Origin of the sequence: Marinobacter sp. M1C, assembly GCF_023314135.1 — a bacterium.
Lineage (GTDB): Bacteria > Pseudomonadota > Gammaproteobacteria > Pseudomonadales > Oleiphilaceae > Marinobacter.
The window spans coordinates 3,389,482-3,409,096 of sequence record NZ_CP092289.1; the positions used below are offsets into that span (position 1 = coordinate 3,389,482).

Below are 19,615 nucleotides of genomic sequence, written 5' to 3' on the forward strand. Positions count from 1 at the left end.
AAGCTTAATTTACAGACCCAAACGCCCCAAAGCCCAACTGTTTTGGGCCAGGTGCATGGCCTGTTTTACGTCATCGGCTGGAATATCACCCGGTTCACCCTTTTCAAGCGGGTCGTAGTGAAACACGTACAACCGCGAGGCGAACTCGGCCACCGGCAACGAGGCCTCACCGTAGAGCTCGCCGTGGCCCTGGGTCGAGGTGACAATTCCCTGACCCCAGTTTTGCCCGCTGTCGTTGTTGGGATTAAAGAAATAAACGCGCATAACCTCATCGGTGTCCAGCGCAAGCCGCTGGATAGTGATGGCGTGCCAGCCGAGAAAGCGTGTGGCGCTGTCGGTCACTGCAATACCGGCCGGCTGAGGATTAATAACCGGAATATTACCGTTGTAAAAGGGATGATAGGCGGCATAAAAATCTCGTATAAACCCTTCAAAGTCTTTCAAACCACCGGTAAATATGTCGACGACGATACGAAACCCGTGGCCCACATGATCACCGTGGAATGCGGAGTTAACCCATTTATGCGGATCTTCTCCACGCCCAGCGCTGCGACGACCCATTTCGAAGTAAATGCGGTCCAGATGCGGCACAGTCAGCAGTGAAACGGCATCTACATCCACCGGAGGCTCGCTGGCCAGCCCGGCGCCCAGATCCCGCGAAGAAATACTGTTGCCCTCAAAGCGCATCACCACCTCGTCGTCACGTGCCGCCCAGGCAAGAATTCGAAGCAGTTCCGCCGGCATGTTGTAAGCCCACATAGACAAGGCGCGCGTCGACTGACAAGTAGGATAGTTTCCCTGCCCCACCCCTAGCGGGCGCCCGAGCACATTGAGCACATCCGCAAGCAGAAAGCATTCCGGCGAACGGCTGCGCCCAAAGACCGCCACAATCTTCTCGGCTGCGACCTCGCACAGCGACAGTCGTATTTGGCGCCACAGAGACGGCGCCACCGGAGGCGAATAGAGGATGCCCCGCTCGAGCATCATGGCCAGGCCATAGGCACACTGGCTGGTCTCGGTGAACAAGGCCTCATCAATCAGGGTATGAATCAACGCCGGATAGCAGTGAAAGGCGTCGGCGCCCGTGTGGCTCAGGCCCAAAGCCGTGGGAATCAGGTCGTTCCAACGGCTACGCAGGTAACGTATAAACCCCGGCATATAGGGTGAAACCAGGCCGGTACTGTGCATGGCCTTGGCAAAGGCGATGGCCTCTCGCAGCAAGGTGGCATCGTCCATCTGTGTCAGGCGTTCAGCGTAAACATCTAAGCCGGGATCTTCGCGGCAGCCCTCGGTAGGGCTGAACACGGCATGGATCAGTTGCAGTGCGTCATCGCCGACGTTGCCACCGAGCGCATCCGGCTTTTGCAGACAGACGGCGATCTGCGTCACCATCTGTTTGACCCCATCTACCTGAACCGGCCGTTGCGCCAGAATCCGCCAGACTTCAGCCACCAGATCTTCCAGAAGATTCTCGTAGCCCAGATGCTGAAGCAGAAAGTGATACAGACCCTGAACGGCGAAGCCGATCCCGTCCGGCCGCAGCCGGTCGCTCTCCTGAAGATCGCTGACCACCAGATCCAGATTCATCGCCAATACCTGGGCAAGAAAATGCTGGGCGTGTTCTGCCGAAATCGAAGGGTGTACGTAGTGGCCTTTAGCCACCGCCAGAAGGCGAATCTGGCTCAGGCTTTCGACCAGGGTTACCACGGATTCGCCATGGCGAATCGTGCGCACGGCCAGTGAAGGCACCAACGTTTGTGGATAATCCCAATCGCTGCCGCCAAAGCACCCGGCCGCCTCAATCGCCGGCACGCGTTGGTAAAGAGCTTCCAGGCCTTCGTCCGTGAACATCAGGGCTCGTGCCGCTTCAATGACCTCCAAAACGGGCGACACGCCCTCAATCACATTGATTTCGGCCAAGCGGTTGATGGCCGCGTCGAGTGACTTCGCTAGCTCATCTAACGCGCCGTTATGCTGATTTTCGGGTGTATATGTGGCTCTGCTCATACTTTGCGATCCTCCGGTCAATGCCGGGACATGTCAACCTGACCCGGTTTCCACACGCACGTGCCTCGGGCGGAAAGACCACCATTCACTGCGTCGCCGGCTCGGCACGACTGACCCGCCAGATGATATTGCCCACGTCATCCGCCACTAAAAGCCCGCCCTGCTTGTCGATAACAACGCCAACCGGACGACCCTGAGCTTTGTCGGCGGCATTGATGAACCCGGTAAGTATATCGACCGGCTGACCATCCGGCTCACCACCGGCGAAGGGCACAAAGATGACTTTATAGCCGCTGCGGGGTTTGCGGTTCCAGGAGCCGTGCTGACCCACAAACATGCCGTTGTTGAATTGCTCAGGCAACGTGTTGCCATCGGCGGCCGTTAGCCCCAGTGAAGCGGTATGCGGCCCGAGCGCGTAATCGGGCTTGATCGCCCGGGCCACTTTTTCCGGATGCCGCGGCTTTACCCGCTCATCCACATTCTGGCCAAAATAGCTGAAGGGCCAACCGTAGAAACCACCATCCGCCACCGATGTCATGTAGTCCGGCACCAGATCACTGCCCAGCAGGTCACGCTCATTGACAGCAACCCAAAGCTCGCCGCTTTCCGCCTGCCAGGCCATCCCCACGGGATTGCGCAGGCCAGTGGCAAATTCGCGGTGCTGACCGGTTTCGGGGTCGATTTCCCAAATGGACGCGCGACCTTTCTCCTTTTCAAGACCGTTTTCGCCGATATTACTGTTAGAGCCCACACCGACGTAAAGCTTGCTGCCATCCGGGCTGGCAACCATGCTCTTGGTCCAGTGGTGGTTAATCTTTCCGGCTGGCAAATCGGTGACTTTGGTGCCTTCGGCGGTGATGCGTGTCTGGCCCGTCTCATAGGGAAAGCGCATGACGGCGTTCGTGTTGGCAACGTAGAAGTCGTTCCCGATCAGCGCCATACCAAACGGGGAGTGCAGGTCTTTCAGTAGCGTCGAACGTTCGTCGGCTACGCCGTCACCATCACTGTCCCGCAGCAGGGTAATCCGGTCGGCGCTGGGAACGGTGGCACCGGCACTCTCCATTATCAGCCCCTGGATCCAGGCGCGAATTCCCCCGCCACCGCCCGGTTTCGGCTGCGCATTGGTTTCAGCGACTAACACGTCACCATTCGGCAGAACATAGAGCCAACGAGGGTGTTCGAGGTTGTCTGCGAAGGCGACCACTTGGGTTCCCGCAACGGCGTCGGGTTTTCCGCCGGAAGGCCAGCCAGCGGCTTTGGCAATATTGACGGTGGGAATCAGGGATTCGCTCGGGCTGGGTAATATTGGATCAGGGCCTGTGCCTTCAGCAACGGAGAGTTGAGCGACATTCCCGCAGGCAGTAAGCGTGAGTGCCAGACCGATGGGCAATAACCAGTGACGCTGTTTCATACTAATAAGCTCCAAAACCAGAATAACCAAAGCGTAGGCCGATTTCGTTGCAATTGCTTTCTCTGCGCCACAAAACTTGCATTCAACGAGCCGTGCAGTATCAGCTTCTGTTAGAAAGTGGCGACGACTTAGAGGACAACTGCGATGGCAGGATGTTTATTACAATGCCGGTAATATCGAGTCATAGCCCCGGGTTATGGCCAATCAAATTTGCACTCATATCAATTGAGAAATTAGCGCTATGTAACCTGATGTTAATCTCATTCACATGTCGCAATTTTAACGCACTGCTGTCCTCTACCTGATATAACTTGGTAGCACATGGGAGCGAATCCATTGGCGGTTTTCACGGAAGAGCATTGTGGAAAAACCCTAAAGGCTGGCGAAATCCCGTTCCCTATTGGGGCTCACAATCTGTGTCAGGATTAGCCCATGACAGACACAACCAACAGCAAGCAGCCACACATAAGCCCGGTTCGACAGTGTCTTCAATTCGTGCACCGGGTTTTACGCAATTTTCTGCGCAATCATGGGGTATTGCTGGCGGGCGGGGTTGGCTATAACGTACTGCTGTCGGCAGTTCCGATGCTTGCCCTGCTGGCGGTATTGCTTACCCGCGTAGTGAACGAAGAGCAGTTGCTGGAAGTCATGGCGGTGCAGGCACAGCATTTTGCCCCGGCCAATGCCAGCCTGCTGCTCGATGCAGTCCGGGCTTTTATGGAGTCAAGGGATATCATCGGTATTGTCGGCGTGCCGGTGATGCTGTTCTTTAGCTCATTTGCTTTTCGTATGCTGGAAGACTCCATTGCCATTATTTTCCATCGGCCCGACAACCCCCGCCGCAGTTTCTGGGTGTCTGCCTTCCTGCCCTATGCTTTCATCTTGATTTTGGGCGCAGGTTTGCTGGCCCTAACCCTGCTGTTCAGCCTGATCAACGCATTTTACGAAGCTCCGGGGCTGATTCTGTACCTGATCAGTTTTGTTGGCGTATTTATTCTGTTCAGCGCCATTTACAAGGTTCTACCCATTGTGCGTATCTCTACCCGAAGGGCCATCGTGGGTGGTCTGGTTGCAGCCATTCTCTGGGAAGCGACCCGTTTGCTGTTGATGTACTACTTTCTCAATATATCCTTCGTTAATGTCATTTATGGCTCCTTGGCTACCATCATTGTGATACTGATCAGCCTGGAAATTGCTTCCATTATCCTGTTGCTCGGGGCCCAGGTGATCGCAGAGCTGGAACGGAGCGAGCGGCTGGGCCTGCGCTGGCATGTCTCCCCGGACTGAAACCGATGGAGTTCCTCGCCTTTCAGCTGGTATTTGCTTATGTCGGACGCACAAAAAAGGGAGGCACTAAGGCCTCCCAAGGACACACAATTATTTTCTATCAGGCAGAAGCAGTGGTGGTTGCCTTCTTGGCCGGGGTTTTAGTAGCAGTCGGCTTTCTGGTGTTAACCTTGTGCTTGGTAGACTGCGCTACGCTGGTCACATCATCAGCGGCGTCAGATACTGCGTCAGCGACCGTATCGGTGCCTTCAACCGCTTCTTTCTCAATTTTTGACAAGATATCGGCAGCAAAACTACCCATACGTAAATTCAGGCTGCGAAGCTGTTCAAACAGCTTTTCACTGTAACCGTAGTAGTGCTCGCGTAATGATTTAACAGTGTATTCGCGAGCGCCAGATTCCAATTTCTCGGCATAATCGAAAGGCTTGGCAGACAGCTTTTTCTGTTGCGCTTCTGCAGCATTAATACCTTTCTGGACAATTTCCTGAATCTGTTGCTGATATGTCTTGAGTTTACCCATTTTGAATCTCCTGATTGCTAATGATCGCTTTGATTGAAGAAGGGTTCACCAAGCGAGTTTGTCGACTAAAGTCCGTCGAACTTCGATCTCAAGATCTACAATACGGTGAAAAATTAGAGTGTTCATACTAGATCGCGAAAAAACCGGAAAAGAAAAACAGTTTATAAATCTGGATCGCGTTGAATCTAACACTACAGGCCGACTAAAAGCCCTGGCACGGAAAGGATCGGGAGCATACAAAGTGCGAAAGCAATCAAACGCCAATGAAGATTGCCATGCAGGGCCATGCCGCCCTTGAGGCCTATGGTCAGCATCAGCAAAAGGCTGAGAATATCGTAAACGGCTTTTGGGATCGTCAGGTCAGAGCGCAGGGCTCCCGCGATCAATCCAAGCAAGAAGAACATCACGATGGTGTCGGGCATGAATCAAACGTTCCGGTGAATCGGCATAGGGGAGATAGAATAACTGATCGATCCTGTGCCACACCAACCGGCAAACGCGGCCGCGCCCTGTTTGGAAACGGAGGTTTTATAGACACCGAAAATGCTGTCATCACTATTGCTGGCGGAATTTGTGTCGATAATTTTTACAGCCATTGAATTAACGAATTCGCAAGCTATTGGAAAACATATAGCAAGACATTATGGCGCCGTTATTGCTTAGGCTATTTGCGGGTCCAAATATGAATTGCGAGAGGTAAAAACAATGAACTATTTCGAACGAATCATTTCCGTTGCATCTATTTTTGCAATCACGTCGTTTGCCCATGGCGCGGCCATCACGACGCAACTGGAGGATTTTACTAACGGTGGCGGTTTTTTTGGTGAGGTAACGTTTGAGGACAACGGCACTGATACGGTCACGATTTCTGCGAACATTGCAGCCCCGATCAACGCAGGCCTCACCCAAGGCGATGTTCTGGCGCTCTGGTTCGACTTTGCGAACTTTGGTGCGCTTACAGGGTCGACAGCAACGTTCGGTGACGAAAACCCGTCTGGCATAGTGAATGGCTATTTTTTCAGCGAGAACGCAGTCAGTTCGAGCCTCGGGGGTAACGTAAACCTGAATGGGGGGTCGCCCACCCAGACCAATTGGGACTTTGCGGTACTAACTGGAACCAATGGTAGCGCGAATGGTTTTATACAGACTCTAAGCTTTGATCTGACGATTGTCGGTCTGGACCAGACCCAGTTCTCGAACCAGAGAGTGGGCATGCGCGTGCAAAGTATTGAAGGCGGAGCCTTTGATGGAGTGGGCTCATCAAAGCTGGTTGGCACAGGTACATCGGTGACAGTCCCTGAACCTGGAACGATTGCCTTGTTGGGCCTGGGTCTATTTGGGCTTGGAGTACAGCGGCGCAAGCATCAGATTTAAACCAGAGCGATTGATTCGCGTGCAAGGGAAAATGCGGCATGACCATTGCGCCAACATTTGGACAGCGCGACCGGTCGATTTCATGTTTCACAAACACGTTTGCGAACGCCTTGGTGGCTCAGGCACCTGGGTTTTCTAGGTGCCTGACTCTTTTGCTTTCTCGAAAGCCTCGGGATAACGCCGTTTTATTTTCGCCAGCCGGTATATGGTAATGAAGTTAACGACCAGTACCATAGCTTCCGCCAGCGTACCGCCCACCGAACCGATGGCAATATTGTTCAGCATCCAGGCAACCGCGGCGGCGGCCAGCATCAGCCGCATGGGAATACCCCTGAGCATGAACATGCCCAGGGTGCCGAAAATAGCCGCCGCAATGGCGAAAAAATCTACCGGGCTGCGCCAGGTCAGTAACGCAGCCACTAGATTTACAGCCAATACCACCAGCATCACCTGCCAGCTGCCCATATAGCGCCGCGCCAGCATAATGCGGCCGATCACCAGAAAGCTCAGGATCGCCGCCGTCCAACTACCAAACAGCGCAAACTGCAACGCAAAGGCCACATTCGCCGCAATCAACAGCATCATCAGCCGGTCATCGTGCTTGCTGGTAAAGCCAACAATGCAGAAGCCCAGCGCAATAAAGCTGACAATCTGGCCCGCCAGGGCTGTGTAACTCATTTCCTCGAACATCGTCAAAGTCTACGGCACAGGCACTATCGAGAAAAGCCAGCCAGATAGTCGACACAGATTTATTTTCCGGAGCACAGACTCAGTCCCGATTTCCCGTATTGCTGCACCGAATACCCATATACTAGTGTCACGTCTTTCAGTCCACCACTGCCAGCATGATTACTTATTTCAGAAAACATAATGACAGATAGAGCTGCACGCCCTCCCCCGGGGAACTGGCACGCATTAAAAGTTGGGCGATACGACTGATCTACTCCCGGCACGCTTTCTGGGGGCTGGGTATTGCGTCTTTTCTTGAATCCATTCTCATACCCATTCCGCTGGAGGTGGACGGATTCTGGTTCATTATAAGTGTCGGGGTTATTCCGATTCCGTTTCAAATTGCCATTCTCGCAGCTGGGGCCACGAGTTATTCCTTCTTCCTGTTTATGCTCGCGTCTGCTTTGTCCCGGGCAGTGAGATACTATGGTCTGGGAATGCTGGTTCTTATTGCCGGCAATCACGCGCAAGCCATCTTCGAGCGTCACAAAGTGTCTGCTGTCATAGTGGTTACAGCAGTGGTGCTTGTGATCTGGGCCGCCGTTTTATTGGGCGGGTGACAAAAATTCTGTCCCGGTTTTTCTGAGGAATACATGACACTGTTTGAAATCGTCGCCATCCTACTAAGCCTCTCCGCATTGTTCAGTTACATCAATGCTCGGTTTATCGGTTTACCAACGAGTATTGCCATAATGGCATTTTCGCTGGCGTTTTCGTTGGCTCTGGTCGGTATCAACCACCTGGGCGGCCAAGATCTGACCCACTGGGCAGAGCAGCTGATTGCGCAGGTTGACCTGGGTGAAACGTTGCTGAACGGCTTATTGAGTTTTTTGTTGTTTGCCGGTGCCCTGCACGTAAATCTTGACGATCTGGCCGACCAGAAATGGCTGGTGGCGCTGCTGGCGACTCTGGGTGTCGTGGTCACCACATTTTTAGTGGGATGTGCCATGTGGGTGGTGCTGGGTTGGCTCACTATTCCATTGCCGTTTATCTACTGTCTGCTCTTCGGCGCCGTGGTGGCGCCCACCGACCCTGTGGCGGTGTTGGCCATTCTTAAATCGGTGGACACACCGAAAGCCTTGTCCACCAAAATTGCGGGTGAGTCCCTATTCAATGATGGCGTTGCGGTGGTCATGTTTATCGCCATTCTAGGCATTGCACAGGGAGACAGAGAGGCTACATTTCAGGGCATTGGCCTGCTGTTTCTGGAGGAAGTGGTGGGTGGATTGGTGTTGGGCTTTATACTGGGATGGGCGGGGTATTACCTACTACGCCGGCTCGACAATTATCAGGTCGAAATTCTCGTAACCATTGCCCTGGTAGCAGGCGGCTACGCGCTCGCCAGCAGGTTGCATATGTCCGGCCCGTTAGCGGTGGTGGTCGCGGGACTGATGATCGGCAACCATGGTCGACGATATGCAATGTCCAAAAAAACCGAGCAGCAACTGGATACGTTCTGGGAATTGATCGATGAAGTGTTGAACGCGGTCCTGTTTTTGCTGATTGGTCTTGAAGTCCTGATTGTCACGTTTGAATTACCGGTGCTGTTGGCCGGACTTGCAGCGATTCCGCTGGTGCTTCTGGCGCGACTGGTGGCGGTGGGTGTTCCCGTGATGGCGTTAAAACCGTTCCAGGAACATACCTCCAGCTCCATTCTGGCGTTAACGTGGGGTGGCCTGAAGGGCGGCATCTCCGTTGCATTGGCATTGGCGCTACCCGCAGGGCCGGAGCGGGATCTGATTCTACCGATGGCCTACGTGGTGGTGGTGTTTTCCATTCTATTTCAAGGCTTGACGGTGAAGCGGTTTTTGGGGCGCGCGGTGGCTGAATAACCGGCCGTCCGTGCTGAAGTGACACTGTTGGTTTTTGACGGGCGATTGTCAGTTAATAGCGTAGTAAATCCTTAAATAAATCTGTTCCAATTTTTCTATTTTCCTGAAATCCTTACCAAGGACGCCAGAAAAGGCGAACAGCACTTCTGCCCCGGTTTTGTGGTCAGAGTGTTCGCTAGCGAACAGACCCCACACAGGTCACTTGCTCATCACACGAAGATAAAAATCGGGCGGATGTCGCGCCACCGACAGGAGAATGAAACGTGGTCAAATTTACGCTCAATAAACGATCGGTGGCGGTCGACGTTCCAGGCGATACCCCGCTGCTATGGGTTCTGCGCGACGAACTTGGCATGACTGGGACAAAGTTTGGCTGCGGCATTGCACAGTGTGGCGCTTGCACCGTTCACGTTTACGGCCAGGCTCGTCGATCCTGTGTTACACCGATTTCGTCGATTGAGGGTGCCGACGTCGTAACAATTGAAGGTTTGGCAGCCTCCGCCGGTATGGCCCAGGGCGAACTTCACCCGGTTCAGGCTGCCTGGATTGAAGCGCAGGCGCCCCAGTGTGGCTACTGTCAGTCTGGTCAGATCATGCAAGCGGCCGCGTTGCTTGCCGAAAGCCCGGAGCCGACAGACGAAGAAATCTCTGCAGGTATGGCGGGGAATCTGTGTCGCTGCATGGCGTACATCCGGATTCGCAAGGCGATCAAACTTGCCGCAGCACCCCAGAACGAAGGGAACACACAATGACCCAGCACTCGAATTTTTCAATGACGCGCCGCTGGTTCCTTGCCCTCGCAGGCGCCGGTGTTACCACCGGGGTTCTAAGCACTCTGGCCTTCGCACGCGCCCCGGTAGGGCAAGCCATGGGCGAAGGGTTCCAGCCGACGGTGTGGTATGCGATTGCAGCCGATGGCAAAATCACTATGCACATCCATATGGCGGAGATGGGTCAGCACGTTGGTACGGCGCTGTCCCGGATCATCGCTGAGGAACTTGAAGCAGACTGGGACGACGTCGAGTTTGTCCACGTGGATACGGACCCCAAGTGGGGTTACATGATCACGGGTGGCTCTTGGTCGGTGAACCACAACTTTTTTGCCTTCAGCCGCGCCGGCGCTGCCGGACGCATGGCCCTGATCGAAGCGGGAGCCCGTGAAATGGGCGTGCCTGCCGCGGAATGCATCGCACGCAAAAGTAAGGTAATCCACGGTAAACAATCGATCAGCTACGGTGAGCTTGTGGCCCGCGGCTCCGTCGACCGCCAGTTTAGCAAAGAAGAGCTAAAAGCGATCGAGCTGAAACCCGCGTATGAACGGCGACTTTTGAACCGCGACACCGTCGCACGTGACGTGCCGGCAAAGGTCGACGGCAGCGCGATCTACGGCATCGATCGCACCATCGACGGCATGGTGTATGCCCGTCCGGTGATGCCGCCCGTCCGCTTTGGTAGCAGGGTCACAAACTGGGACGACACCGCCGCGAAAGCCGTTCCGGGATACATTCAGACGGTTGAAATCAACGATCCTACCAACACCTGCCAAGGCTGGCTGGTCGTAGTAGCGGAAAGCTGGACCGCCGCTTCGAAGGCTGTCGATTTGCTCAACGTCACTTGGGAAGGCGGCTCGGGCAAAGACACGAACGAGGCAGACCTGCTGGCCGAAGGCGAACGATTGGTAAACGACAACACCGCCGGGTCACTCTTCGTGCTCGAGGGCGAGCCCGATGCCGTGCTCGACACTGCCGAGAAAGTGCACGAGGGGCTTTACCAGACCCATACCGTGCTTCACATGCAGCTCGAACCCGGCAACGCGCTTGTCTGGCAGGATGGTGACACGTGGCGCGTGCACGCAGGGAATCAATGGCAGTCACTGACATTACCCCTTGTCGCTAAAGCATTGGAGATCGACCCGGCGAACCTCGTATTCGAGACGTCTTACCTCGGAGGCGGGTTCGGGCGACGTCTTTTTTGTGACTTCGTGGTCCCCGCGGCGCTGACGGCAAAAGCCATCGGCCGTCCGGTCAAAATGGTCATGGCCCGTCCCGACGACGCACAGTTCGACTGCCCTCGCTCTCCAACTGTGCAAAAAATCAGATCAGTCACGGATGAAAGCGGAGCGATGCGGGCTTACGACCACGCTTGTGCTGCAGGTTGGTCCACTGCACCGATCGCGCCCGCCTTCCTGGCTGACGGCATAAACGGAGGCAAGGTCGACCCATTCTCAATCAGCGGTGCGGATCACTGGTATACGGCCGAGACCATACGTGTTCGCACAGTGAAGAACGAGAAAGTGCACGAAACCTTTCTGCCTGGCAACCTACGCTCGGTCGCCCCGGGTTATACGCTTTGGGCTGTTGAAACGCACATGGACGAGGTCGCCAACAAACTTGGACAGGACCCGGCGGCTTTCCGGCGTTCTTTGCTGAATGCCTCAGGCCGCAACGCCGGTGAAGCTCCGCACGCCGTTGGCGGTGCTGCGCGTCTGCGCGAAGTGCTCGATCGTGTGGTTGAAAAGTCGGGATGGGCCAAGCGGGAGGACCTTCCAGAGGGTACCGGCATGGGCATCGCTATTACCGCCGGCCAAGAACGTGCAATGCCCACCTGGATCGCCACCGTCGCGCAAGTTCGCGTTGACCGCGACACCGGCGAGGTAACGTTGCAGCATCTCTGGGCCAGTATTGATGCGGGCACGTTGGCGCATCCGGATGGAGCGCTTGCCCAGGCAGAGGGTGCACTTCTGTGGGGGGCTTCTATGGCAATTCACGAAGGCACTGAAATCGAAAACGGCCTGCCACGCGATCAAAATCTTGATACCTACACACCGATGCGCATGCATCAGGTTCCCGAACTCCATATCGACTTCGTGACGAACGACTACATGCCGGTCGGCCTTGGCGAGCCGGGCGTCATCGGCGTGGCGCCTGCCATTGGCAATGCAATATTTCATGCAACGGGAGCCCGCTTACGGTCTATCCCGATGCGTCCGCAAGACGTTCTCAAAGCGTTGGAGTCCTGACATGCGCGTGACAAGCCTGATAATCGCGGCCGTCGTTCTGGCCACACCGGTCGCGGCAGAGGAATTACGCGGTCCCGGTGAGTTCGAAAACATTGAAGACCCGTCTGAACGCTCGCAAGCTTTGTTCAATGAAATGGCGAAGGTCATCACCCACCCCCGCTGCATGAACTGCCATCCCGTCGGAAATCTTCCGATGCAGGGTGATGAGATGCGGCCTCACAACCCACCCGTTGTGCGTTGGAATGAGGCTGGCTTTGGCCCTCCAGGGCTGCACTGCTCATCCTGCCACGGTGCTGAGAACGTCGATTTTGTCGGCGGCGAAGGGAGCATTCCTGGCCATCAGCCGTGGCATCTGCCTCCTGTCAGCATGGGTTGGATTGGGCTCAGCGTCGGCGAGATCTGCACTCAGCTGAAGGATCCGGAACGCAACGGTAACCGGACGCTTGCAGAGATCCAGGAACACAATGCCTCCGACGGCCTTGTTGGTTGGGCGTGGAACCCGGGTAAAGGACGCACCCCAGCTCCCGGCACGCAGGAAATTTTTGGCGAATTGACAAAATTTTGGATCGCAACTGGAGCCGCCTGTCCGAAGTGAATGTCGGCGGCAACCTTGTTGTGTTCCAGTTATTCCTTGAAGTGATCCTTCAGGAAGTTTGCCGCCTCAGTTATTGCCGCCGTCGTCGCAGGCGTCTGCGCGTAGGCGTTGAGCATCACAAAATCATGCGTCGTGAAATTGTAACGCGTGCTCTGCGTCTTCACTCCGGCCAACGTCAACTTAGACGCAAAGGCCTCACCCTCATCGCGCAACACGTCGTTGGCGTCGGTGATGACAAGCGCTGGCGGCAGGCCTGCAAGTTCTTCCGCACCGTAGTTCAGCGGCGAAACCGAGGGATCGCCGATGTCAGTATCCTCTTCCAGGTAGGCCTCCCAGAACCACGCCATGCTGGCTTTGGTGAGCCAAGGCCCCTCTGCGAACAACTCGTACGAGTGACTAGTCAGGTCTGCGGTGGTGACCGGGTAGAACAGGACCATTGAGTCGAGCGCCAGACCATCGACTTTGGCGCGCACGGCGCTTACGGCTACCATCTGACCGCCGACCGAGTCGCCTGCGATGGCCAGTTGATTGGCATCAATGCCGAACTCGGCGGCGTTCTCTGAAACGTACTTCAACACGGCATAGACCTCATCCAGCTGAACGGGATGCTTCTGCTCGGGTGCGGGGCTGTATTCCACAAAAACCATCGCGGCATTCGCCTGTGCCGCCAGATCACGCATCAATCTTTCATGGGTGGCAAAGTTGCCGAGCACCCAACCGCCGCCGTGGAAATAAACAACGCCCGGCAGTGACTTGCCTTTATTGCCCGCAGGGCGGACGGTATAGACCTTCACCTCACCGGTGGGACCAACCTTGAGGATCATCTCCTTCACGTCCGCGTCGGGCATGGTGGTGTTGCCCTTGGCCTGGGTATCGATCAAGACCTGACGCGCCTTCTCATAGGGCAGCTGGTTAATTGGCGTCGACCCTTTCAGGCTATCGATGAACTGCTGTGTGGTCTGCTCCAGCACGACAGCAGGAAGATCGGCATTCGGTGCCGTAGTGCCCTGCGAGAAAGCGAAAGTTGGCATGGCAGCAATGACTACGCTGGTTGTGAGGGTGCGAAGGATGGTCATATAAGCCTCTTTTCAATATGAAGTTAACATTTAACGCTCGGGCCCATATCAGATTAATAGGGCGATGCGTCCAGCCAAACTTCGTGTGCTTGAGCAGATGTTATGCCCCTCGACAACAAAGCTGTTAAGGACAAAGGCAACTATGATCTGACCTACGTTTGTCTGTCTGTTCGTTAGCGCACGCACCGTGCCATCCTATGAGGTCGACTGCGAAACTCCATGCTGAAGGAAAAAGGGGATGATTGTTTGCCAGAGATGACTCCTACTCTTCGTAGACCATCTCGCGCACCATGCCGCCATCCACCACGATGTTTGGTCCGGTGATAAACCCCGCTTGGGGAGACATCAGATAATGCACCATTGCCGCGATGTCGTCGGGTTTACCGGCCCGGCCTTGGTGGCAGCACATCCAGTCGTTTCTGCCATTCCGCCAACGTCAGCCCCGCTTCAGCAGATACGCCACAGTGCCTCTGCCTATGCCATGGGTTCCACCGGTCATCAGGGCAACATTGCGATCATCAAACATCGACCAGACTCCTTCAGAAACATGAACGGAATGCAGTGGCAGGGAAAACAGCTGACAGGAAGCGTCGCAGGAGAATACGTGGGTACTGCGGGAGAGAAAGTCTAAATTACGCGTAATCGGGATAAAGCAGAAGTCTAGGAGTTAGATACCGTCTTGAAGCGCAGGTTGTTGCATCGGTATCCGAATGGCGTGCTGGAACAGACTACCCCGTAAATGAATGTCGTTATTTACCTTTTAAAAGCGGCCTTGAAGTTTCTGCTTCAAGGTGCCCGAGATTATCAAAGACCTTAAACGCCACGCCTTTGCTGTCCGTGATCGAAGCTAAACGACGTTCGTCATGATCTGCGTACCAACCAGAGGAGTTCTGGGCCCAAACTCCTTTTCCCCCGCACAATAGCAGGGTTCACAGCAACTCATAACGCTGCCAGTACAGGCCGGAACACGCAATGCGAAAGGCCAGCCCAGAAGCGGCGGTTATGCCTGGCCTGGTTATACTTTTAATCTCAGGAAATAAATCTGTCCCGGTTTTCCAGGTACTGGGCAAACGATTGACTGACTCTATCGATCCGATAATTTCTCAGCGTTGGCGTTTTCTTGACTCATTCAAGCCAATCGCCAATGATCATATTCGTGGCAAATAAAAAATTTCGACCGTCAACCAGGAACTACGGGCGCACGGGCGGCGCTTTACGTCTGCATGATGCGCCTTGCTTGTCTAAGCGACACACGTAGCTCCGGGGAAAGTACGACGGCTTGAGGCCGCTTACTGTGTGCGTGCTGGCGCGGTCAAGCGCGAGCAGCAACCGCAACTCGACGACGCTGGCATACGGTAGCAAGGCAGTCGTCAATTATAAAAGGAAGCTTAGTATGAGCGAAGAAATCAAAATCGGAGGCAAGTGCCCCTTCGCCGGTAATACGGTGGGCGGCGCTGCAGGTTCCGAGCCGACCCTGCCGAACTGGTGGCCCAACCGTCTGCAGGTTGAACTGCTTCACGAGAACCCGCGCGAAGCCAATCCCCAGGGCAAGGACTTCAACTACGCCGACGCCTTCAACAAGCTGGATCTGGCCGAGCTAAAGAAGGATATCAAAAAACTGTTGACGTCGTCGGTGGACTGGTGGCCGTCCGATTACGGCAACTATGGCCCGCAGATGATCCGCATGGCCTGGCATTCCGCCGGTACGTATCGCATCGCGGACGGCCGTGGCGGTGCCGGCGAAGCCATGCAGCGTTTCGCGCCGATCAACAGCTGGTGGGACAACGGCAACGTCGACAAGTCCCGTCGTCTGCTTTGGCCCATCAAGCAGACGTATGGTGAGTCCATCTCCTGGGCGGATCTGATCGTGCTCACGGGCAACTGCTCGCTGGAAATCATGGGGTTCCCGACTTTCGGCTTTGCCGGCGGTCGCATTGACGCATGGGAGCCGGACACCTTGACCTATTGGGGCCCGGAGGGTTGGTTCGGCAAGAAACCGGAGGATGCCCCGCACGGCCCGCTGGAAGGTCATCCGGACCAGATGGTCAACCGTGACCTGCGCTGGACCGGTGAAGCCGGCGACGAGGATTACGATCTGGAAGCGCCGCTGGCCGCTTCAAATCAGGCCCTGATCTACGTCGATCCAGAAGGATCGGCCAAGAAGGGTATTCCGGAAGATTCGGCAGTCGATATCCGCATCACGTTTGGCCGCATGGCCATGAATGACGAAGAAACCGTAGCCCTTATCGCCGGTGGCCATGCCTTCGGCAAATCGCACGGCATGACGCCGCCGGATCAGATCGGTGCCGCGCCGGAAGGGGCGCCCATGGAAGCGCAGGGCCTGGGTTGGCACAATCCGCGTGGCAAGGGCAAAGCCGAAGATACGATGACTAATGGTATCGAGGGCTCCTGGACCCCGAACCCAACGGTCTGGGATAACGATTATCTCGAATCGTTGTTCAAGTTCGAGTGGGAACAAACCCGCAGCCCGGCAGGCTCCTTGCAGTGGACGCCGGTGAACACTGACGCCCCGCGTACGCCCGACGCGCATCTGAAGGGCGTCGATCACCCGTTGATGATGATGACCTCCGACATCGCGCTGAAGGTCGACCCGTCTTATCGCAAGATTTGCGAGAAGTTCCTCGAGGACTTCGATTACTTCACTGACGCGTTCTCGCGTGCATGGTACAAGCTCACGCACCGTGACATGGGCCCGAAGTCGCGTTATCTCGGCCCGGAAGTACCCAAGGAAAATCTGATCTGGCAGGACCCGATCCCGGTTGTGGATTTCGATCTGGTCGACGACAACGATATTGCCTCATTGAAGGACAGGATTCTGGACACTGGCCTGAGCGTCTCCGAGCTGATCGGTGTGGCCTGGGGCGCCGCCTCAACATTCCGCACCTCCGACAAGCGCGGTGGTGCCGACGGCGCCCGCATCCGCCTTGCACCCCAGAAGGACTGGCCGGTTAACAACCCGGGGGAAGTGGATAAGGTCGTCAACACGCTGGAAGGCATCAAGCGCGACTTCGACGCTGCCCAGTCGGGCAACAAGAAGGTCGCGCTAGCCGATCTGATCGTGCTCGCCGGCTGCGCCGGTGTCGAGAAGTCGGCAAAGGACGCCGGTATCAACGTGACGGTGCCCTTCACACCGGGTCGTAACGACGCAACGGTTGAACAGACCGATGAGCAGACCTTTCGCTGGCTAGAGCCGGTCTCAGACGGTTTCCGTAATTTCCATCGACACGACGTCAACTACAACGTCTCGCCGGAGCGGATCTTCCTTGATCGTGCTGCCTTGCTGGGTCTGAGCGCGCCGGAGTGGGCGGCTCTCACCGGTGGTCTGCGCGTGCTGGACATCAACTCGGACGGTCATTACAAGCAACACGGCGTGTTCACGCACAAGCCGGGTGTGCTAACCAACGACTTCTTCGTGAACTTGACAAGCCCGGAGTTTGAGTGGAAAAAAGTCGACGAGGAAGGCATGGAATTCACGCTGGATGATCGCAAGAGCGGCGACACGAAATTCAAGGCCACACGCTGTGACCTGATCTTCGGTGCCAACGCGCAGTTGCGTCAGCTGGCCGAGTTCTACGCGCAGAAAGGCGGCCACGAGAAGCTGGTCAAAGACTTTGTTGCTGCCTGGAACAAAGTGATGATGCACGACCGCTTCGACGTCGCTGGCTGATAGACGGCAACCGGTCCGGAGGTCCCGTCGGGCTCCGGACCGGTTTGCTTCGCTTTTACAATAGGTATCTTGTTTACGTATAAAATCCGTATCACCTCGACGAATTTGGCACCGCCCGTCCGCTTGTTGCTGTTGATCGCAGATGAAATCATTCCGGAGACCCACCGCACGAAATACAAAACCGTTGCCACCTTTTCATTGCTCGGCGACTTTGTGGTGCTGCATGTGTCTGGTGCAATGTGCCACTGGAAAATAAAACGCGGTAGCGCTATAAAGCGTATGGGCCTGCCCGATTAAGACATAAAATCAGGGCAGATTTTCGGGAATAGTTTGAGCCCCGCGAGCAGAGCACTTTGAACGGCCTTGGCCGGAGTGTAGGATTTTGAAGCATTGGCTGGAGCCTGAGTTATGAGGGAAGCGAAGGAGAGCCCGAATCACTTTAGGGATGAAATCATTCCCTATTGTATTCAAAACACAGACCTCCATTCGCCTCTTAATTCTGCAAATTCACAAGAAGGTGTCAAGCCAGCGCGGCCCGCACTTTCTTGCCCAGATGGCCCATGTCTACCCGACCAAGTACCTGGGGGCGAAGCTCGTTCATCACCCGCCCCATGTCCTGCATTCCCTGAGCATCGGTTGAGCTGACGGCCGCACGGACCAAGCCGTCCAGGTCGTCCTCAGTCAGGGCGGCGGGCATGAATTCCTCAATAACCACCATTTCGTCCCGCTCGATGTCGCCCAGCTCCTTGCGGCCGGCATCGTCGTATTGACTGGCAGAATCGCGACGCTGCTTGAGCATTTTGTCCAGCACCTTCAGAACGTCCTCGTCATTCACCTCGCGGCGCTCATCAATCTCGATCTGTTTAACCGCAGCCTGAACCAACCGCAGGGTGCCAAGCCGAAACTTTTCCCTATTTCGCATCGCGTCTTTTACCGCATTGCTCAGTTGTTCTTTGAGTGATAATTCCGCCATTGTTGAACTCCTATTTCATAAATTAAGGGGGTTAGGTTCACATTAAACGAAGAAATAGGTGTGTTTGTCATCACCATATTAGAGGCTGCAAAGACGTCGACAAATCAAAACCCAACGGCCGTCGAAAGCCCTCAATACAAACGATCGATATAAGACTCGTGGGGCTTCGCCGTGCGGTTATCGTCGTGCGCCCATTCGCGCGGAGGCAGATCCGGAACTGGCGGCAAATCGCGACTATAATCGAATTGCTCCAGCAGGTTGCTGATGCAGTTCAGCCGTGCATGGCGCTTGACGTCGGCATCCACCATCCGCCACGGCGCGTAAGGTAAATCCGTATAGCGCAGCATCTCGTCTTTGGCATTTGAGTACTCGGCCCACAGCTCGCGCGACTTGAGATCCATCGGGGAGATCTTCCAGCGCTTGGTAGGGTCGGCGGCACGGGCCTGGAAGCGCTGTTCCTGAACTTCCTCGCTGACCGAGAACCAGTACTTCAGCAGGATAATGCCTTCCTCGACAAGCATGTGCTCGAATTCGGGGCAGGTGTGCATGAACAGCTCGACCTCCTCGGCCGAAGCGAACCCCATCACCCGTTCAACGCCGGCCCGGTTGTACCAGGAGCGGTCAAACAGCACCATCTCTCCCGACGCAGGCAGGTGAGACACGTATCGCTGAAAGTACCACTGACTGCGCTCGCGATCGGACGGTTTGCCAAGTGCGACCGTACGCACAATACGAGGATTCGTCTTCTCGGTAATGCGTTTGATGGTTCCGCCTTTGCCAGCGGCGTCGCGGCCCTCGAATAAAACCACAATGCGCAGGCCTTCGTCGGTAATGGTGCGCTGGAGCTTGGCCAGCTCCTCCTCTAATCGTGCCAGTTCCTTCTCGTAGATTTCCTTCCTCAATATACCGTGTTTATCGTAAGCATCGTCGCTGAAGCGGCGACTCGGCGACAATAGTTGCATTCGGCCTCTCCAGATTGACTGCCTGGCTTTATAAGCCGTGAATTTACTTACATTACAGAAGTGTTACAAGATAATAAACGTCATCGAAATCTTGCCAGATCGATGGTGAGGGCGTTCCAAAAAGGCCGAATTGGACTGCAGA

General features: G+C 55.4%; 17 protein-coding genes and 1 pseudogene. 9 read left to right on the forward strand and 9 right to left on the reverse strand.

Annotated elements, in window-relative coordinates; genetic code table 11:
• Nucleotides 1-9 precede the first annotated feature (9 nt).
• Together MIH19_RS15910 and MIH19_RS15915 are read right to left on the reverse strand one after the other, a co-directional pair.
• Nucleotides 10-2,007: a hypothetical protein gene (locus tag MIH19_RS15910; RefSeq protein ID WP_249005796.1), complete on the reverse strand. Its 1,998-nt coding sequence runs from the start codon at nucleotides 2,005-2,007 to the stop codon at nucleotides 10-12.
• A gap of 85 nt (nucleotides 2,008-2,092) precedes the next feature.
• Nucleotides 2,093-3,418 carry a sorbosone dehydrogenase family protein gene (locus MIH19_RS15915; protein ID WP_249005797.1) on the reverse strand — a complete coding sequence of 442 codons (1,326 nt, stop codon included), beginning with the start codon at nucleotides 3,416-3,418 and terminating at the stop codon, nucleotides 2,093-2,095.
• Nucleotides 3,419-3,850: 432 nt separating this feature from the next.
• Between MIH19_RS15915 and MIH19_RS15920 the strand changes: the two genes are divergently transcribed.
• On the forward strand, nucleotides 3,851-4,705 hold the full coding sequence (locus tag MIH19_RS15920; protein WP_249005798.1) for a YihY/virulence factor BrkB family protein: 855 nt from the start codon (nucleotides 3,851-3,853) through the stop codon (nucleotides 4,703-4,705).
• Between the two features lie 100 nt (nucleotides 4,706-4,805).
• Here the strand turns inward: MIH19_RS15920 and MIH19_RS15925 are convergent, their stop codons facing one another.
• Both MIH19_RS15925 and MIH19_RS15930 read right to left on the reverse strand, forming a co-directional pair.
• A complete protein-coding gene (locus tag MIH19_RS15925) occupies nucleotides 4,806-5,225 on the reverse strand; it encodes a hypothetical protein (protein WP_249005799.1) in 420 nt (139 codons plus the stop codon).
• A gap of 191 nt (nucleotides 5,226-5,416) precedes the next feature.
• Nucleotides 5,417-5,647 (reverse strand): sodium-dependent bicarbonate transport family permease, encoded by a 231-nt coding sequence (locus MIH19_RS15930; protein WP_249005800.1) that lies wholly within the window; start codon nucleotides 5,645-5,647, stop codon nucleotides 5,417-5,419.
• Nucleotides 5,648-5,930: 283 nt separating this feature from the next.
• Between MIH19_RS15930 and MIH19_RS15935 the strand changes: the two genes are divergently transcribed.
• Entirely contained in the window at nucleotides 5,931-6,599 is a 669-nt protein-coding gene (locus MIH19_RS15935; RefSeq protein ID WP_249005801.1) for a PEP-CTERM sorting domain-containing protein, read from the forward strand.
• 135 nt (nucleotides 6,600-6,734) lie between these two features.
• On the opposite strand, the gene MIH19_RS15940 is transcribed toward MIH19_RS15935, so the two are convergent.
• Nucleotides 6,735-7,289, reverse strand: a complete 555-nt coding sequence (locus tag MIH19_RS15940; RefSeq protein ID WP_249005802.1) for a YgjV family protein — start codon at nucleotides 7,287-7,289, stop codon at nucleotides 6,735-6,737.
• 632 nt (nucleotides 7,290-7,921) lie between these two features.
• Between MIH19_RS15940 and MIH19_RS15945 the strand changes: the two genes are divergently transcribed.
• From MIH19_RS15945 to MIH19_RS15960, 4 genes are all read left to right on the forward strand, one after another.
• Nucleotides 7,922-9,160 carry a sodium:proton antiporter gene (locus MIH19_RS15945; protein ID WP_249005803.1) on the forward strand — a complete coding sequence of 413 codons (1,239 nt, stop codon included), beginning with the start codon at nucleotides 7,922-7,924 and terminating at the stop codon, nucleotides 9,158-9,160.
• 263 nt (nucleotides 9,161-9,423) lie between these two features.
• Entirely contained in the window at nucleotides 9,424-9,912 is a 489-nt protein-coding gene (locus MIH19_RS15950; protein ID WP_249005804.1) for a (2Fe-2S)-binding protein, read from the forward strand.
• Nucleotides 9,909-12,179 (forward strand): molybdopterin cofactor-binding domain-containing protein, encoded by a 2,271-nt coding sequence (locus MIH19_RS15955; RefSeq protein WP_249005805.1) that lies wholly within the window; start codon nucleotides 9,909-9,911, stop codon nucleotides 12,177-12,179. The genes MIH19_RS15950 and MIH19_RS15955 overlap by 4 nt, the downstream gene beginning before the upstream one ends.
• Nucleotide 12,180: 1 nt before the next feature.
• Nucleotides 12,181-12,774 carry an Isoquinoline 1-oxidoreductase subunit gene (locus MIH19_RS15960; RefSeq protein ID WP_249005806.1) on the forward strand — a complete coding sequence of 198 codons (594 nt, stop codon included), beginning with the start codon at nucleotides 12,181-12,183 and terminating at the stop codon, nucleotides 12,772-12,774.
• Nucleotides 12,775-12,803: 29 nt separating this feature from the next.
• Here MIH19_RS15960 and MIH19_RS15965 read toward each other — a convergent pair whose 3' ends face one another.
• Together MIH19_RS15965 and MIH19_RS15970 are read right to left on the reverse strand one after the other, a co-directional pair.
• Nucleotides 12,804-13,850 (reverse strand): alpha/beta hydrolase, encoded by a 1,047-nt coding sequence (locus MIH19_RS15965; RefSeq protein ID WP_249005807.1) that lies wholly within the window; start codon nucleotides 13,848-13,850, stop codon nucleotides 12,804-12,806.
• 262 nt (nucleotides 13,851-14,112) lie between these two features.
• Nucleotides 14,113-14,244, reverse strand: a pseudogene (locus tag MIH19_RS15970) (SDR family oxidoreductase); the annotation flags it as partial.
• Nucleotides 14,245-14,822: 578 nt separating this feature from the next.
• Here MIH19_RS15970 and MIH19_RS15975 point away from each other — a divergent pair.
• From MIH19_RS15975 to MIH19_RS15985, 3 genes are all read left to right on the forward strand, one after another.
• On the forward strand, nucleotides 14,823-15,017 hold the full coding sequence (locus tag MIH19_RS15975) for a hypothetical protein (protein WP_249005808.1): 195 nt from the start codon (nucleotides 14,823-14,825) through the stop codon (nucleotides 15,015-15,017).
• Nucleotides 15,018-15,243: 226 nt separating this feature from the next.
• Entirely contained in the window at nucleotides 15,244-17,538 is a 2,295-nt protein-coding gene (gene katG, locus MIH19_RS15980; protein ID WP_249005809.1) for a catalase/peroxidase HPI, read from the forward strand.
• A 69-nt stretch (nucleotides 17,539-17,607) separates the two neighbouring features.
• Nucleotides 17,608-17,835, forward strand: coding sequence for a hypothetical protein (locus MIH19_RS15985; protein WP_249005810.1), 228 nt, complete (start codon nucleotides 17,608-17,610; stop codon nucleotides 17,833-17,835).
• Nucleotides 17,836-18,058: 223 nt separating this feature from the next.
• Here the strand turns inward: MIH19_RS15985 and MIH19_RS15990 are convergent, their stop codons facing one another.
• On the reverse strand, nucleotides 18,059-18,511 hold the full coding sequence (locus MIH19_RS15990; protein ID WP_249005811.1) for a GatB/YqeY domain-containing protein: 453 nt from the start codon (nucleotides 18,509-18,511) through the stop codon (nucleotides 18,059-18,061).
• Nucleotides 18,512-18,642: 131 nt separating this feature from the next.
• Nucleotides 18,643-19,473 carry a polyphosphate kinase 2 gene (ppk2, locus tag MIH19_RS15995; protein WP_249005812.1) on the reverse strand — a complete coding sequence of 277 codons (831 nt, stop codon included), beginning with the start codon at nucleotides 19,471-19,473 and terminating at the stop codon, nucleotides 18,643-18,645.
• Nucleotides 19,474-19,615 lie beyond the last annotated feature (142 nt).